The sequence below is a fragment of the Pseudomonas sp. Ost2 genome (genome assembly GCF_018326065.1).
Lineage (GTDB): Bacteria > Pseudomonadota > Gammaproteobacteria > Pseudomonadales > Pseudomonadaceae > Aquipseudomonas > Aquipseudomonas gingeri.
The window spans coordinates 1,828,367-1,844,994 of record NZ_AP021904.1; the positions used below are offsets into that span (position 1 = coordinate 1,828,367).

The 16,628-nt window shown below is 65.8% G+C and carries 14 protein-coding genes; 10 read left to right on the forward strand and 4 right to left on the reverse strand.

Translation table 11 applies throughout. The features are described from left to right. The first annotated feature begins 8 nt into the window (after positions 1 to 8). The 4 genes from kdpB to KI243_RS08090 all read left to right on the forward strand — a co-directional run bounded on the left by kdpB (position 9) and on the right by KI243_RS08090 (position 6,154). Positions 9 to 2,063: a potassium-transporting ATPase subunit KdpB gene (kdpB, locus tag KI243_RS08075; protein ID WP_042936277.1), complete on the forward strand. Its 2,055-nt coding sequence runs from the start codon at positions 9 to 11 to the stop codon at positions 2,061 to 2,063. Positions 2,064 to 2,194: 131 nt separating this feature from the next. Next, positions 2,195 to 2,746 (forward strand): potassium-transporting ATPase subunit KdpC, encoded by a 552-nt coding sequence (gene kdpC, locus KI243_RS08080; protein WP_103032964.1) that lies wholly within the window; start codon positions 2,195 to 2,197, stop codon positions 2,744 to 2,746. Positions 2,747 to 2,770: 24 nt separating this feature from the next. Further along, entirely contained in the window at positions 2,771 to 5,422 is a 2,652-nt protein-coding gene (locus tag KI243_RS08085; protein WP_103032963.1) for a sensor histidine kinase KdpD, read from the forward strand. A 36-nt stretch (positions 5,423 to 5,458) separates the two neighbouring features. Then, the gene (locus KI243_RS08090) at positions 5,459 to 6,154 is read left to right on the forward strand and encodes a response regulator (protein ID WP_017128007.1); all 696 of its coding nucleotides are present in this window, start codon (positions 5,459 to 5,461) and stop codon (positions 6,152 to 6,154) included. 185 nt (positions 6,155 to 6,339) lie between these two features. On the opposite strand, the gene KI243_RS08095 is transcribed toward KI243_RS08090, so the two are convergent. After that, a complete protein-coding gene (locus tag KI243_RS08095) occupies positions 6,340 to 7,380 on the reverse strand; it encodes a patatin-like phospholipase family protein (protein WP_017128008.1) in 1,041 nt (346 codons plus the stop codon). Between the two features lie 195 nt (positions 7,381 to 7,575). Between KI243_RS08095 and KI243_RS08100 the strand changes: the two genes are divergently transcribed. The 6 genes from KI243_RS08100 (at position 7,576) to KI243_RS08125 (ending at position 13,566) form a co-directional block, all read left to right on the forward strand. After that, on the forward strand, positions 7,576 to 7,854 hold the full coding sequence (locus tag KI243_RS08100) for a hypothetical protein (protein WP_017128009.1): 279 nt from the start codon (positions 7,576 to 7,578) through the stop codon (positions 7,852 to 7,854). 156 nt (positions 7,855 to 8,010) lie between these two features. Further along, complete coding sequence (locus KI243_RS08105) at positions 8,011 to 8,928, forward strand: AAA family ATPase (RefSeq protein ID WP_017128010.1); 918 nt, start codon at positions 8,011 to 8,013, stop codon at positions 8,926 to 8,928. After that, on the forward strand, positions 8,898 to 9,881 hold the full coding sequence (locus tag KI243_RS08110; protein WP_177116411.1) for a DUF58 domain-containing protein: 984 nt from the start codon (positions 8,898 to 8,900) through the stop codon (positions 9,879 to 9,881). The genes KI243_RS08105 and KI243_RS08110 overlap by 31 nt, the downstream gene beginning before the upstream one ends. Then, entirely contained in the window at positions 9,878 to 11,848 is a 1,971-nt protein-coding gene (locus KI243_RS08115) for a DUF3488 and transglutaminase-like domain-containing protein (RefSeq protein ID WP_017128012.1), read from the forward strand. The genes KI243_RS08110 and KI243_RS08115 overlap by 4 nt, the downstream gene beginning before the upstream one ends. Before the next feature lie 6 nt (positions 11,849 to 11,854). Beyond that, the gene (locus KI243_RS08120; RefSeq protein WP_017128013.1) at positions 11,855 to 12,619 is read left to right on the forward strand and encodes a CHAD domain-containing protein; all 765 of its coding nucleotides are present in this window, start codon (positions 11,855 to 11,857) and stop codon (positions 12,617 to 12,619) included. Positions 12,620 to 12,768: 149 nt separating this feature from the next. Beyond that, entirely contained in the window at positions 12,769 to 13,566 is a 798-nt protein-coding gene (locus KI243_RS08125; RefSeq protein ID WP_017128014.1) for an acyl-CoA thioesterase domain-containing protein, read from the forward strand. A 327-nt stretch (positions 13,567 to 13,893) separates the two neighbouring features. On the opposite strand, the gene KI243_RS08130 is transcribed toward KI243_RS08125, so the two are convergent. From KI243_RS08130 to KI243_RS08140, 3 genes are all read right to left on the reverse strand, one after another. After that, complete coding sequence (locus KI243_RS08130; protein WP_017128015.1) at positions 13,894 to 14,127, reverse strand: hypothetical protein; 234 nt, start codon at positions 14,125 to 14,127, stop codon at positions 13,894 to 13,896. Between the two features lie 84 nt (positions 14,128 to 14,211). Beyond that, positions 14,212 to 15,690, reverse strand: coding sequence for a methyl-accepting chemotaxis protein (locus tag KI243_RS08135; RefSeq protein ID WP_017128016.1), 1,479 nt, complete (start codon positions 15,688 to 15,690; stop codon positions 14,212 to 14,214). A gap of 86 nt (positions 15,691 to 15,776) precedes the next feature. Continuing rightward, positions 15,777 to 16,583: a TatD family hydrolase gene (locus KI243_RS08140; RefSeq protein ID WP_017128017.1), complete on the reverse strand. Its 807-nt coding sequence runs from the start codon at positions 16,581 to 16,583 to the stop codon at positions 15,777 to 15,779. Positions 16,584 to 16,628 lie beyond the last annotated feature (45 nt).

The following is a 16,628-nucleotide window of genomic DNA, read 5'->3' on the forward strand; positions in this document are numbered from 1 at the left end:
ACCTGATGATGAACATGCCTCTTCCCGCAACAAAACCTGCTGTCGTCGAACAGCCCAAGACCGCGATCGCCGATCTGTGGCGTCCGGCGCTGGTGCAAGCCTTCGTCAAGCTCGATCCGCGTCAGTTGCAACGGGCGCCGGTCATGCTGGTGGTGGAACTGACCGCGATCCTGACCACGATCCTCTGCGTCGTGCCCGATACGGCCGTACCGACCTACGTGTCCGCGCAGATTGCCCTCTGGCTGTGGTTCACCGTGCTCTTCGCCAACTTCGCCGAGGCCCTTGCCGAAGGTCGTGGCAAGGCCCGCGCCGACAGCCTCAAGGCCGGCAGCGAAGGTCTCAGCGCACGGCGCAAGAAGGCCGACGGCAGCTTCCAGGTGGTGCCTGCCGCCAGCCTGCGCAAAGGCGACGTGGTCCGGGTCGAAGCCGGGGAAATGCTTCCCGGTGACGGCGAGGTGATCGAAGGTATCGCGGCGGTCAACGAGGCGGCGATTACCGGTGAATCGGCTCCGGTGATTCGCGAGTCCGGTGGTGATCGTTCGGCGGTGACCGGCAACACCCGGCTGGTGTCCGACTGGTTGCTGGTGCGTATCACCGCCAACCCCGGTGAATCGACCCTGGACCGCATGATCGCCCTGGTGGAAGGCGCCAAACGCCAGAAGACCCCCAACGAAGTCGCGCTGGACATCCTGCTGATCGGCCTGACGCTGATCTTCCTGCTGGTGGTGGTGACCCTGCAGCCGTTCGCCCACTTCGCTGGCGGCAATCTGCCGCTGGTGTTCCTGGTGGCGCTGCTGGTGACCCTGATCCCGACCACCATCGGCGGCCTGCTGTCGGCCATCGGTATCGCCGGGATGGACCGCCTGGTCCGCCTGAACGTGATCGCCAAGTCCGGTCGGGCGGTGGAAGCCGCCGGTGACGTGCATGTGCTGCTGCTGGACAAGACCGGCACCATCACCTTCGGCAACCGTCGCTGCACCGCGATCCACCCGGCCCCGGGCGTGCATGTCCGCGAACTGGCCGAGGGGGCCTTGCTGGCCTCGCTGGCCGACGACACCGCCGAAGGCAAGTCGATCGTCGAATACCTGCGCGACCTTTATCCACAACAGGAACCGGCCGCGACGGAACTGATCGCGGTGCCGTTCAGCGCCGAGACACGTCTGTCGGGTGTCGACCATCAAGGCCGGATCTATCGCAAGGGCGCGGTGGATTCACTGTTGAGCTTCATCGGCCAGAAACGCGGCGACCTGCAATCGGCGCTGTCCCGGGAGATCGACAAGATCGCCCAGAGCGGCGGTACCCCGTTGCTGGTCTGCGCCAATGGCAAGCTGCTTGGCGCCATCCACCTCAAGGACGTGGTCAAGCCGGGGATCCGCGACCGCTTTGCCGAACTGCGCAAGCTGGGGATCCGTACTGTCATGGTGACCGGCGACAACCCGTTGACGGCGGCGGCGATTGCCGCGGAAGCCGGGGTGGACGACGTGCTGGCCGAGGCGACGCCGGAGAAGAAACTGGCGCGCATCCGCCTGGAGCAGAACGACGGCCGCCTGGTGGCGATGTGCGGCGACGGCGCCAACGACGCCCCGGCGCTGGCCCAGGCCGACGTCGGCATGGCGATGAATGACGGCACCCAGGCCGCGCGGGAAGCGGCCAACATGGTCGACCTCGACAGCGACCCGACCAAGCTGCTGGACGTGGTGCAGATCGGCAAGGAGTTGCTGGTGACCCGCGGTGCACTGACCACCTTCTCGATTGCCAACGACGTGGCCAAGTACTTCGCGATCTTGCCGGCCCTGTTCGCGGCGATTTATCCACAGCTCGGCGTGCTCAACATCATGCAGCTGGCCAGTCCGCAGAGCGCGATTCTCTCGGCGATCGTGTTCAACGCCCTGATCATCGTCGTGCTGATCCCGCTGGCGCTGCGCGGTGTGCGGGTGCAGGCGGCGAGTGCCGCGCACTTGCTGCGGCGCAACCTGCTGATCTATGGCCTGGGCGGGATCCTGGTGCCGTTCGTGGGCATCAAGGCCATCGACCTGCTGCTGACGGCGTTGCATCTGGTGTGAGTTTGCGGGTTTGCCCGCGTATGAAAACTGTGGGAGCCGGCTTGCCGGCGATGAGGCCCCTGGCTCCTGCAGTCGATCGTTCTCCCGCAGAGCGTGGGAACGATCATCTCCCTGAATTCGAGGAATTGAACATGTCTACTGTATGGCGTCCGGCCTTGAGCCTGTTGGTGTTGATGACCCTGATTACCGGTGTCGCCTATCCCCTGGTGGTCACCGGCGTGGCCCAGGCGGTTTTCCCGGGACAGGCCAATGGCAGCCTGGTGCGCGATGCCGATGGCAAGGTGCGCGGCTCGGCCCTGATCGCCCAGGATTTCACCGGTGATGCCTGGTTTCACCCGCGTCCTTCGGCGGGGGCCTTTGCCACCGTGTCCAGTGGCGCGAGCAACCTGTCGCCGAGCAACCCGGCGCTGGCCACGCGGATTTTCGATGACGCGGCCAAGCAGGCCGTGCCCGGCCAGGGCCCGGTGCCGCTGGCTTCGCTGACCACCTCTGGCAGCGGCCTCGATCCGCACTTGCCACCGGCGGCGGTTCGCTATCAACTGGCGCGGGTGGCGCAGGCGCGCAACCTGCCGGCGGCGACCGTCGAGAAATTGCTGGAAGCGCATATCGAACAACCGCTGATTGGCCCGCCGGTGGTCAATGTGCTTGCATTGAATGCGGCGCTGGCTGATATCGCGAAATAAATTGGTAGAGGTAGGAACCCCAAGATGAGTGATTCCGGTCGCGCCGACGCGCTGTTAGCAGAACTGCCCCGCGACGGTCGTGGCCGGCTCAAGGTGTTCCTCGGTGCCGCCCCGGGCGTGGGCAAGACCTACGCGATGCTGCAGGCTGCCCATACGCAGTTGCGCCAGGGCGTGAAACTGATCGCCGGGGTGGTGGAAACCCACGGCCGGGCCGAAACCGAGGCCCTGCTCGGTGGTTTGCCGCAACAACCCCTGGTGCGCTCCGAATACCGTGGCGTGGTGCTGGAGGAAATGGACCTTGACGGTCTGCTCAAGGCCAGGCCGAAACTGGTGCTGGTCGATGAGCTGGCCCACAGCAATGCCCCCGACAGCCGCCATGTGAAGCGCTGGCAGGATGTCCAGGAACTGCTGGCCGCCGGTATCGACGTGTTCACCACGGTCAATGTCCAGCACCTGGAAAGCCTCAATGACCAGGTGCGCGGAATCACCGGGGTGCAGGTGCGCGAGACCCTGCCCGACTGGGTTCTGCAGGAGGCCGACGAACTGCTGCTGATCGACCTGCCGCCCCGGGAACTGCTGGAGCGCCTGCGCGACGGCAAGGTCTATGTGCCGGAACAGGCGCGGGCGGCGATCGATGCGTTTTTCACCCAGACCAACCTCACCGCCCTGCGCGAACTGGCGATGCAGACCGCTGCGGCCCAGGTCGACAATGATCTGGCCCAGGGTTACCGGACCCTCGGTCAGGCCGCGCCGGCCATTCGTGGACGCCTGCTGGTGGGGGTCGACGGCGATGCCCAGGCCGAGCGCCTGGTGCGCCATGCCAGCCGGGTCGCGCAACGCCGGCACCTGCCCTGGAGCCTGGTGCATGTGGATAACGGCAGGGCCCGCGACGAACAATCGCGACTGCGCCTGCAGAGTGCCCAGCAACTGGCGGAACGGCTGGGCGGCGAAGTGGTGCTGCTGCGGGCCGGGGAAGTGGCCAAGACCCTGATCCAGCATGCCGCCGAACGCCGGGCCAGCCTGGTGCTGGTCGGCCAGTCGCGCCGGCGCCTGCGTCGCCGGCTGTTCGGCGGTGGCCTGGCGGCGCGGCTGTTGCGCAATGCCCGGGGCCTGGAAATCAACGTCCTCGACAGCCAGGAAGAGCAACGCCAGCCGCGCGTGCGCGAGCCGCAGAGCGTGGTCTGGCTCGACTACCTGCTGGCGCTGCTGGCGACGGTGCTGGCCAGCGCCCTGGCCTGGGGCGTGGCCAGTGTGTTGCCGTTGCCGAATATCTCGCTGGTGTTTCTCGCCGCCGTGCTGCTGGTGGCTGTGCGCAGCAGTCTCGGCCCGTCCCTGGCCTGCGCGGTGCTGTCCTTCCTGACCTATGACTTCCTGTTCATCCCGCCGAACTTCTCCTTCGCCATCCAGCGTGAAGAGGATGTGCTGACCCTGCTGTTCTTCCTGATGATGGCGGCGCTCACCGGTAACCTGGCGGCACGCCAGCGCCGGCAATTGCAGGCCCTGCGCGATACCCAGGAAGAAACCACCGAGCTGCTCGACCTGTCGCGCAAGCTGACCGCCGCCACCGACCGCCAGGCGGTGATCAGTGCCGCGTCGCAGCATCTCAGTGGCTGGGAGGAGCTGGAGCTGTGCCTGCTCAACCGCGATGGCCAGGGCGGCTGGAAGGTCGAGACCGGCGGACCGTTGCAGTTTTCCGAATTCGAACGGGCGGCGGCCGACTGGGCCTGGCAGCACGATCAGCCGGCGGGGATGGGCACCGGCACCTTGCCTTCCGGCAGTTGGTGGTGGTGGCCGTTGTCGGTGGAAGAGGGGCCGCTGGCGCTGCTTGGCGTGCGTCCGCGGGAAGGCCAGCAGCTCACCGGCCAGCGCCGTCGCCTGCTGACCGCCCTCAGCCAGCCGCTGGCCCAGGCCCTGGCCCGGGCACAACTGGCCGACGACCTCGAGGCGGCGCGCCTGCATGGCGAAACCGAGCAGTTGCGCAGTGCCTTGCTGGCGTCGGTGTCCCACGACCTGCGCACACCGCTGACCTCGATGCGCGGCAGTATCGACAGCCTGCTGGCGTTGGGCGAAGCGATTCCCCTGGCCGATCGCCAGGAACTGCTGGAAGGCACCCGCGACGAGGCCGAGCGGCTGGACCGCTATATCCAGAACCTGCTGGACATGACGCGCCTGGGCCATGGCGCGCTGAAGCTGGCGCGGGACTGGGTGTCGCCGGCGGACATCGTCGGTAGCGCGCTGAACCGCCTGCGGGCGGTCCTCGCGCCGTTGCAGGTGAGCACCGAGGTGCCGGCCGAATTGCCGTTGCTCTACGTGCATGCGGCACTGATCGAACAGGCGCTGATCAATGTCATGGAAAACGCCGCGCGTTTTTCCGCGCAGCATGGTCGCCTGCAGGTGCGTGCCGGGGCCACCGACAGCGAGCTGTTCTTTGCCGTCAGCGACGAAGGCCCGGGGATCCCGGAAGAGGAGCGGGCGAAGATCTTCGATATGTTCTACACCGCCGCCCGTGGCGATCGCGGCGGCCAGGGCACCGGCCTGGGCCTGGCGATCTGCCAGGGCATGGTCGGCGCCCACGGCGGGCATATCGGCGTCGATGACGGTATCGACGGCCGTGGCACCTGTATTACGTTATTCCTTCCCTTGCAGGAGCAACCGGGATTTGAAAGTGAAGCCTGATATGCTTTGGCGAACCCTCGCCACGATGTTTCAACCATGAGCCAGACCTCGACCATCCTGGTCATCGACGACGAACCGCAGATCCGCAAGTTCCTGCGCATCAGCCTCGCCTCCCAGGGCTACAAGGTGCTGGAGGCCGGCACGGGGACCGAAGGCCTGGCCCATGCCGCGCTGAACAAGCCCGACCTGCTGGTACTCGATCTCGGCCTGCCGGACATGGACGGCCAGCAGGTGCTGCGCGAGTTTCGCGAATGGTCCACGGCGCCGGTGCTGGTGCTGTCGGTGCGGGCCAGCGAAGGGCAGAAGGTCCAGGCCCTGGACGGCGGCGCCAATGACTATGTGACCAAGCCCTTCGGTATCCAGGAGTTCCTCGCGCGAATCCGCGCCTTGCTGCGCCAGGCGCCCAGCGGTGAAACCCAGGAAGCCGCCCTGAAGTTCGGTCCGCTGACCGTGGACCTGGCCTATCGGCGGGTGCTGCTGGACGGTGCCGAGGTGGCGTTGACGCGCAAGGAGTACGCGGTGCTCGCCCAGTTGGCGCGCCATCCCGGACGGGTGATCACCCAGCAGCAACTGCTCAAGGATATCTGGGGGCCGACCCATACCGAGGACAGTCACTACCTGCGGATCGTGGTCGGGCACCTGCGCCAGAAGCTGGCGGACGATCCGACCCAGCCACGCTTTATCGTCACCGAGGCCGGTGTCGGCTATCGCCTGCTCGATAGCCAGGGTTGAACGGCACTTTCCTGCCGGGAATCGGCTGACGTGTGCAGGGCTTATGCAGGAATCGGCTTGTGTAGGAATCGGCTTGTGTGGGAGCGGGCTTGCCCGCGAAGCTTTTGGCGATCTCAAGGGCCTCTTCGCGGGCAAGCCCGCTCCCACAGGGGGCCTGCTCAACCCCCAACACAGATTGTGCAGCCTCAGCGCCGGTCTTCCTCGTAACGATCCATGGTGTCGCGGGCAATCTCGCGACCCAGGGCGATCAGTTCCGGTGCCTTGTAGAACTCGAAGAAGCGACACACGCGCTTGGGCACGTTGATCAGGATATCCGGTGGATAGCCGGCGATCTTGTATTGCGCCAACGAGGTCTGCATCACCTCGAAACTCTGGTTGATCAGGTCCAGCAGCGAAGCCGGGCCGACATTGTCGATGATGAACGAACCGGTGGCGGACTTCGGCGCGCCGGCGGCCTGTGGTGCCGCCGCCGGTTGCTGGGCCTCGGGTTCCGCCGATTCCAGCCAGGGATTGGCGATATCCGCGGATTCGGCGGCCAGGGTCTGCTGTTCGAGGCGCAGCAGTTCCTCGGCCTGCTTGCGTCGGAACGGCAGGCGCGATCCCATGGAACTGAGCAGGCTGTTGAAGCGGCTCTTGAAGGCCGGCGGGCGCTGGATCACCGGCAGTTGATAGTGCTTCTGGTTGGTCGAGTTGAGGTTGACGGCGATGATCAGGTCGCAGTGGCTGGACACCACCGGCACGATGGGCAGCGGGTTGAGGATGCCGCCGTCGACCAGCATGCGATTGCCCTGCATGACCGGCGTGAACAGACTGGGGATCGCCGCCGAAGCGCGCATGGCCTGATGCAGGCAACCTTCCTGGAACCAGATTTCCTGCTGGTTGGTCAGGTCGGTGGCGACGGCCGTGTAGGGAATGCGCAGGTCTTCGATATTGATCTCGCCGACGATCTTGCGGATCTGGCCGAAGACCTTTTCGCCACGGATCGCCCCCAGGCGGAAACTCACGTCCACCAGGCGCAGGACGTCGAGGTAGTCCAGGCTTTCGATCCAGTTGCGGTACTCGTCGAGCTTGCCGGCGGCGTAGATACCACCGACCACCGCGCCCATGGAGCAACCGGCGATGCAGGCGATTTCATAACCACGTCGTTCGATTTCCTCGATCACCCCGATATGGGCATAACCCCGGGCCCCACCCGAGCCCAACACCAATGCGACACGCTTCTTCATCATGGATTCCTTAACGGCCGGTTGCTAACAATGCGCTTACCCGGCACCGGGGTACAATCGCCACGTGTGCCCGATCAGGCGAATGCGCCTTATCTTCATATTGATTAGCTAAGCTTGTAGAGCAGGGCAAGGCACTTTTTGCCCGGCGCACCGTCATAATCTGCACGACTGTTTCTTTATCTTGAGGTGTCATCGATGAAAGCCTGGATCTGTGTGCCATTGATTGCGTTGGCGTTGGCGGGTTGCGCGGGCAAGACGGCCTACCGCGAGAGCTGCGGAACCCAGCTGGATGCCGCCTGGCGTGAGCTTGACCTGGCCAAGGCCGAAGGCTTTGCCGGCACCGTGAGTTACTCCAAGGCCCTGTCGCTGTTGACCGGGGCCAAGACCCAGCAACAGTTCGAAGCCTACGAGGGCTGTTCGGCCAAGGCCGAGAAGGCGCGTTTCTACATCCGCGAGTCGCGCGCCGGGCGTTGAGTCTCTGAGGATGGTCGAGGATCGTTCCCACGCTCTGCGTGGGAATGCCTCGCCGGACGCTCCGCGTCCGCTCTGCGACGCAGAGCATGGGAGCGATCATTGAGCGGGCAAAGGATGTAGTATTCCCGGCGTCTCCCCGCGTTTGGATGTCTGCCTATGCGCAGTAAACTGGAAGCCTGCCTGCAGGCTGTCAACCAGGTGGTATTGGGCAAGGATGCCCAGGTTCGCCTGGCCCTCACCTGTCTTCTGGCCGACGGCCATCTGCTTATCGAGGACCTGCCCGGCATGGGCAAGACCACCCTCAGTCACACCCTGGCCAAGGTGCTTGGCCTGAGCTTCCAGCGTATCCAGTTCACCTCCGATCTGCTGCCCAGCGATATCCTCGGCACCTCGGTGTTCGACAAGGACAGCGGGCGTTTCGTCTTCCACCCGGGGCCGATCTTCGCCGAGCTGGTGCTGGCTGATGAAATCAACCGCGCCACGCCCAAGAGCCAGAGCGCGTTGCTCGAAGCGATGGAGGAGGGGCAGGTGACCATCGAAGGCGCCACCCGCCCGTTGCCCTCGCCGTTCTTTGTCATCGCCACGCAGAACCCCACCAGCCAGGGCGGCACCTTTGCCTTGCCCGAGTCGCAGCTGGACCGCTTCCTGATGCGCGTGTCCCTCGGCTATCCGGCCCGGGCGGCGGAAAAGGCACTGCTGCTCGGGGCCTCGCGCCGGGACCTGTTGCCGCAATTGCAGCCGATCCTCAGTCACCACGAACTGGCGGCGTTGCAGCAGGAGGTCAAGCAGGTCCGGGCCAGCGATGCCCTGGTGGACTATGTGTTGCGCCTGGTCGGCGCGACCCGCAGTGAAGCGCAGTTCGCCTGGGGCCTCTCGCCGCGGGCGAGCCTGGCGATCCTCGCCGCGGCCCGGGCCTGGGCGTTGCTGGCCGGGCGTGACTATGTGATTCCGGAAGATGTCCAGGCGGTGCTGCCGTCGGTGGTCAGCCATCGCCTGCGCGAGCGCGCCGATCCGGCCGGGCTGGGCGGTGGTGCGCTGGTGCAATGGTTGTTGCGCGAGGTGCCGGCGCTTTGACCGGCCGACTGCGGGCCGCCTGGCAGGCCTGGCTGGGCCGGCGCCTGCCGCCCTCGGCACGGATCGAACTGACCCAGCGACGCATCTTCATCATGCCCAATCGCGCCGGCGGTGTCTTTGCGGCGTTGTTGCTGCTGATCCTGCTGGTGGCGATCAATTACCAGAACAGCCTGGCCTACGGCTTGTGTTTCCTGCTGCTGTCGCTGTTCGTCGTGGCGATCCTGCACACCTACCGCAACCTGCGGGGGCTTGTGCTGAGCGCCGGGGTCGGTCCGGCGGTGTTTGTCGGTGAAGAAGCGCGTTTTGTCGTGCGCCTGGAAAGTGCCGGGAGAAGTCACCAGGCGATCCAGCTCGGCTGGTCGAATCCGCCGACACAGGTCGTCGATGTACCGCCGGCGGGATTCTGCGAACTGGAACTGACGCATGCGACCCAGGTCCGCGGCTGGTTGCCGGCTCCGCGTATCGGCGTGCGCAGCAGCTTCCCCCTGGGCATCCTGCGGACCTGGAGCTGGGTCGATCTCGGCCAGCAGGTGCTGGTTTATCCACAGCCCCTGGAAGGCGAGCTGCCGAGCCTCGCCAGCGTGCCCGACGATGAGCAGGAGGAAGGCGTGCGGGCCCACGGCCAGGGTGTCGATGACTACCAGGGCTTGAAGTCCTACCAGCCCGGCGATTCCTGGCGACGCTTGCACTGGAAGGCCTATTCCCGAGGCCAGGGGCTGCTGATCAAGGACTTCGCCCGCCTTGAGGGGCGCGAGCGCTGCCTGGATTTCCTCGCGCTGGGTGGTGATGTCGAGCAGCGCCTGTCGCGTCTGTGCTACTGGGTACTGGAGTTTTCCCGGCGCCAGGAGCCGTTCGCCTTGCAGTTGCCCGGGCAGCGGTTCGCCACGGATTCCGGCGCGGCCCATTGCGAGGCCTGCCTGCGGGCCCTGGCGCTGTTCGGGAAAAACCCATGAGCAGTGCGCCGCTGATTTCCCGGGCCAGCCTGGTCTGGCTGCTGGTGGCCCAGGCCCTGGTGATGCTGCCGTTCTGGTTGCATGTGCCGGTGTGGATGGTCGCGTTCTGGCTCGGTTGCACGATCTGGCGCATCCAGGTCTACCGCATGCGGGCGCGGTTTCCCGGCAAGGTGCTGGAAGTCCTGTTGCTGGTTGCGACCATCGCCGGCATCTGGCTCTCGCGCAAGAGCCTGATCGGCCTGGATGCCGGTGCCGTGCTGCTGGTGGCGATGTTTATCCTCAAGCTGGTGGAGACCCGGACCCGTCGCGATGCGCTGGTGCTGATCTTCCTCGGGCTGTTTTGCGTGGCGGTGGCCTACCTGTTCGAAGACAGCCTGCCGTGGGCGGCCTACAGCCTCTTGCCGGTCGGTGCCTTGCTGGCGGCCCTGATCGGTTTGCAGCAGGGCCCCGGCACCCGCCCGGCGGCCACGCTGAAGCTGGCCGCGGTCCTGTTGGCGCAGGCGTTGCCGCTGATGCTCCTGCTGTTCCTGTTTTTCCCGCGCATTGCGCCGTTGTGGTCCTTGCCGCTGCCGAGCGACAAGGGCATGACCGGGCTTGCGGAGAGCATGTCGCCCGGCGAGGTGGCCGAGCTCGGCCGTTCCGCCGAACTGGCGTTCCGCGCCAGTTTCGAGGGGCCGCTGCCGCCGCGTCGGGCACTGTACTGGCGCGCCCTGACCCTGGAGCAGTTCGATGGCCAGCGCTGGAGCCAGTCGCCGGGCGTGTCTTTCAGTCCTGCGCCGAAATGGCAGGCCAGTGGCGAGCCCTGGCGCTACAGCGTGATCCTGCAGCCGAGCGGCAAGCCCTGGCTGCCGACCCTGGATGTCGCCAGCAGCGACCAGGGCGATGTGCGCCAACTGGCGGACTATCGCCTGCAGCACCAGCGCCCGGTGCAACAGGCGCTGCTGTACCGGGCCAGTTCCTGGCCGCAGGTCGCGCGCGATCTCCAGCTCAACGAGCGGGCCCGGCGCCAGGATCTGCAACTGCCCGCCCAGGGCGACCCGCGCACCCGGCAGTGGGCCACGGAACTGCGGCAACGTTATCCACAGCCCCGGGACCTGGTGGCGGCACTGCTCACGCATTTTCACGACGAGCCCTATCACTACACCCTCAAGCCGCCGACGCTGGGCGCGGACAGTATCGATGCCTTCCTGTTCGACAGCCGCCAGGGCTTCTGCGCGCATTTTGCCGGTGCCATGACCTACGTGTTGCGCGCGGCGGGTATCCCCGCGCGAGTGGTGGCCGGTTACCAGGGCGGTGAGTTGAACCCGGCGGGCAATTTCCTCACCGTGCGCCAGTACGACGCCCATGCCTGGGTCGAATACTGGCAGGCCGGACAGGGCTGGCGCAGTGTCGATCCGACCTACGCGGTGGCGCCGGAACGGATCGACCAGGGCCTGGAGCAGGCCCTGGCCGCGGATGAAGGTGCGCCCGGGGCTTCGGTTTTCTCGCCGCTGCGCTACCGCCATCTGACCTGGCTCAATGAGTTGCGCCTGGGCTGGGATAATCTCAATTACGGCTGGCAGCGCTGGGTCCTGGGGTATCAGGGCGAGCAGCAGTTCAAACTGATGGGACGCTGGTTCGGCGATCTCGCCGGGCTGATGCTGCCGGTCGGCCTGGTGTTGATCCTGGCGCTGCTGGCGTTGTGGTTGTTGCGTCCCTGGCAGGCCAAGGCCGACCCGCAGCTACGGCTATTCGCGGCCTTTGAAAAACTGCTGGCGCGCCGCGGCCTGGTGCGCGAGCCGGGCGAGGGCCCGGCGGCGTTCGCCGAGCGCGCGGCCCGGCAGTTGCCTCGCCAGGCCGAGCTTATCCGCGAGTTCACCCGGTTGTTCATCAGGCAGCGCTATGCTGAACAGATCCCGTCGATGGATGCATTGCAACAGGTGTTGCGGTCATTGCGTCGCAGTCTTGGAAGTTCGATTTGGGAGTGAGTGTCGATGTCGGTCCTGGTAGATCGCTTGGTGGCTCAGGTGCTGAGCCTGGAAGTACGCCTGTTGGCCTGTCATGCGCGGGTGGATGCGCTGACCGATGACGAGGGGCTGCATGACCTGCGCACCACCGTCCGACGCCTGCGCAGCCTGTTGCGGCCGTTGCGCGGGTTGCCGGGTGTCGAGCAACTGGAGCAGGCGGCGGCCGAGGTGGGGCGGCTGACCACGCCGATCCGCGATCGCGAGGTGCTGGCGGCCTATCTGCACCGGCAGGGGCATCATGTCGCGGCGGCCCGGCGGACCGCGCAGTTGTCCGAGGATTACTGGAAAGTGGCGGGCAGCGATGAGCTGAAGAACCTCTTCAGCACCCTCGATGCCTTCCCGCGTTTCTTGCGTGCCTCGCAGTATCAGGGGCTGCTCAGGGGGTTGCGCAAGCGCATCGAAAAGCGCCTGGCGAAACAGTGGGACGCTCTCGACCAGGCGCTGCATGATCCGATGCACGACCGCCATCGCCTGCGCCTGCTGATCAAGCGGGTGCGTTACGCCGCCGAGGCCTACCCGGAACTGGATCGCCTGCCGGCGCCGGCGTTGAAGCAGCTCAAGGCGGCCCAGGAGGCGCTTGGCGACTGGCACGATTGCTGGCAATGGTTGTTGCAGGCCGAGCAGCAGCCGGACCTGCAGCCTTGCGTGAGTGGCTGGCGCAGCGCCATGGCGCGGGCCGAGGGCAAGGCCGACCGGGTACTCGATCGGCTGAGCGAGACCTGTTTCAACTGACCGGCTGCAACTGACTTGTTTGACAGGCTGTTTGGCCGGTATGAGCGCTGTATCCCGCGGACGGGCTGGTTAAGATTCATCCCTGTCCTGGTTTCGAGCCGCAGGGCTCGCGCCAGGGCCCAGGGAATTTTTCGCCAGCCGAGGTGTGCATGCGCTTTTCAGATTTGCTTGATGAGGTCCGTCGCGACCCGCAGGGTTTGACCATTCCGGCCGAATGGGGGCAGGGGCGCGCCACGTTCGGCGGCCTGGTGGTGGCCCTGCAGTACGAAGCCCTGCGTGCCCGCGTGCCGGCCGAGCGTCCGTTGCGTTCACTGGCGGTGACCTTTGTCGGTCCGGTCGAACCGGAAGTCCCGGTGACCTTCGAAGTCGAGGTGCTGCGCGAAGGCAAGGCGGTCAGCCAGGTGCTCGGGCGGGCGGTGCAGAAGGGCCAGGTGGTGACCCTGGTCCAGGGCAGTTTCGGTGCGTCCCGTGAATCGGCGGTGGACGTGGGCGCCGAGCCGGCCCCGGAAATGAAGCACTGGGACAAGTGCCAGGAACTGCCCTACGTCAAGGGCGTGACACCGGAGTTCATGCGCCACCTGGCCATGCGCTGGGGTGTCGGTGGCTTTCCGTTCACCGGCAACACATCCCGGGAAATGGGCGGCTGGGTTCGCCTGCGCGGCGACGTCAAGCAGGAACCCCTGACCGAAGCCCACTTGCTGGCCCTGGTGGACGCCTGGCCGCCGGCGCTGTTGCCGCACCTGAACAAGCTGGCGGCGGGCAGCACCCTGACCTGGACCGTGGAGTTCGTCCAGCCGTTGCTGGCGCTCGATACCCTGGACTGGTGCAAGTACCTGGCGGTGATCGAGCACGCCCGCGACGGCTACGGGCATGTGGCGGCGGCGCTGTGGAGTCCGGACGATCGGCTGATCGCCCTGAGCCGGCAGACCGTGACCGTTTTCGGCTGAATGTGGGAGCGGGCTTGCCCGCGAAGACGATGTTCGTGTCACGGGAAATGTGACGGATGTACCGGCCTCTTCGTGGGCAACCCCACTCCCACACCACCAGATCGTTCCCATGCTCGGGCTTGTTGTGGGAGCGGGCTTGCCCGCGAAGACGATGTTCGTGCCACGGGAAATGTGGCGGATGTACCGGCCTCTTCGTGGGCAAGCCCACTCCCACACCACCAGATCGTCCCCATGCTCTGCGTCCGCTCTACAGGTGACGCGGAGCATCACGGGCCGTATTCCCACGCGGAGCGTGGGAACGATCGACAATGATCGGCAAGGAAAGGTTCAGGCTTCGAGCGTATGCCCTTTGCGCCTGAGGCTGTAGGCCGCCACCAGGCCGATCACACCGATGGCCACGTTGGTCGGGTCTTCGCTGAACACGCCCGAGGCGACCAGCAGGAAGGCCAGGGCAAACAGGATCACCGAGAGCAGATGCATGCCTTCGCGGGTGCCGTCGTTCGAAGTGTTCGGCGCAACGCGCCATTGCCAGGCAGGAAGGTGGGGGTGACGTTTGCCCATGGTTATGCTCCTTGGTTCATGTTTTCGATGAACCAAGGATAGGCCGGGCAAACCTCGGCGGCGAATCAACTCTTGCTATCGATTCTATAGCTTGAGCTGGCCAATGGCTTTGCTCAGCTCACCGGCCAGGGTCGCCAGTTCATTGCTGGTGGTGGCCGAGTCCACCGTCTGCTGCACGGTGTTCTCGGTGACGTCGCGGATGCTCACCACCGCCCGGTTCATTTCCTCCGCGACCTGGCTCTGCTGCTCGGCGGCCACGGCGATCTGGGTGTTGCTTTCACGCATCTGTGCCACCGCACCGGTGATCTCGGCCAGGGCCGCGCCGGCTTCCTGGGCCTGTTGCACACAGTCATCGGCCTTGTACGAGCTCTCCTGCATGAAGTCCACGGCATCGCGGGTGCCGGACTGCAGGGCTGAAACCATGGTGGTGATTTCGTCGGTGGAGGTCTGCACGCGCTTGGCCAGGTTGCGCACTTCATCGGCCACCACCGCGAAACCGCGACCCATTTCCCCGGCCCGGGCCGCTTCGATGGCGGCATTCAGGGCCAGCAGGTTGGTCTGTTCGGCGATGCTGTGGATCACGCTGACCACGCCGTTGATCTTCTGGCTGTCCTCGGCCAGGCGCTGGATCATCTCGGCGGTCTGCTGCACGCCGCTGGACAGTCCGGCGATCGATTGCTGCACCCGGCTGACCACCGCCTGGCCGCTGCCGGCCAGGGTGTCGGCGGTCTGCGAGAGATCGCGGGTGGCGCCGGCGTGCTGGGCGATGTGATAGACCGTCGCCGACATCTCGTTGATCGCGGTGGCGGCCTGGTCGGTCTCGCTCTGCTGGCCGAGCATGCCGTGGCGCACATCGTTCATGCTCGAGGCCAGCCGCGCGGCACCGACGTCCAGTTGCGCGGCGGTGCGGGCGACGGTGCCGACCACACGCTGGTAGCCGGCCTGCATGGCATTGAAGGCGCTGGCCATCTGTCCGACTTCATCCTTGCAGGCCAGCGGCACGCGGGCCGACAGGTCGCCGGTTTTCTCGACGTGGAGCATCACGTCCTTGAGGGTATTGAGCTGGCTGAGCAGAAAGCGGATCAGCAACTGCGAGGCGCCGAGCATCGCCAGCATCAGGATGAACACGGCAATGGCGTAGTTGGCGAAGCGCTCGCTGAACACCTGCGCCAGGCTCGGTGCATGGGCGAGCACGGCTACCCGCTGGCTGCCGTGGTTGACGACCTCGGCACCGAGCAACGGGTTCTCGCCGAACAGCGGCATGTAGTCGTAGGCGACCCAGCCCTGGGCGTCACTCAGGCGCGGCAGCATCTGGCCGTTCAGGGTCGGGGTCTGGCCAGCCTGGAACAGCAACAGGTTGTCGCCCTCGGGCAGGGCCTGGGTGGCGGGCCAGGCGGCCAGCAGGCGCGCCTGGGCCTGGGCGGCGCTGCGCGAAGCATCGGTGCGGGCCTGCTGTTCGAGCTGTACCGCGTACAGCACCAGCAGCAGCGTGGTGACGAAGGCCACCGCGTTGACGGCCCAGAATTTGTATTTCAATGAGATGTTGCTGAGCCAGGCACCCATGGAAGGTCTTCTCTGATTGAGCGGAAACAATTTTGGCAAGGTGCCACTATTGTGCCGCTACTCAGGAAGAGGCTTCTTGATATGGATCAAGCAATCGACGGCAAGCCGAAGAACGCCCGGGCGCAGGCGGTGCTATGGGCGGCCAGGTCGGCTTCGCTTTCGCCGCGATGCAGCGCGACTTCCCGCAGCACTTCGGTCAGGTAGGCCGGTTCGTTGCGACCGTTTTTCGGTTTCGGCCGCAGGCTGCGGGGCAACAGGTACGGTGCGTCGCTTTCGAGCATCAGGCGCCCGCGGGGAATTTCCTTCACCAGCGGATGCAGGTGGGTGCCACGGCGTTCGTCGCAGATCCAGCCGGTGATGCCGATATGCAGGTCGAGATCGAGGTAGCTGAACAGGGCCCGTTGCTCGCCGGTGAAACAATGCACCACGGCGGCGGGCAGGCGGTCGCGATAGTCGCGCAGGATCTCCAGCAGGCGCGGGTTGGCGTCGCGCTCATGGAGGAACACCGGCAACTGCAGCTCCACCGCCAGGGCCAGGTGTTCTTCGAGGACCTTCTCCTGCTGCGGGCGCGGGGAGAAATCCCGGTTGAAGTCCAGTCCGCACTCACCCACCGCACAGACGTTCGGCTCCTTGAGCAGGGCTTTCAGACGAGCGGCGCTGTCGGCGCTCCAGTCACTGGCGGAGTGGGGGTGAATACCGGCGGTGGCGAACAACTGGCGACCGCTTTCATCCAGGGTTCGGCACAGCTCCAGGGCCTGCTCGCTGCCCTCGATGCTGGTGCCGGTGAGGACCAGTTGGCAGACCCCGGCGGCATGGGCGCGGTCCAGTATTTCCTGGTGTTTTCCGGCAAAACTGGGGTTGGTCAGGTTGACGCCGATATCGATGAGTTGCATGGTGCTACCTCAGGCCACAGGCCGGAAAGCATATCAGAGCTGTAG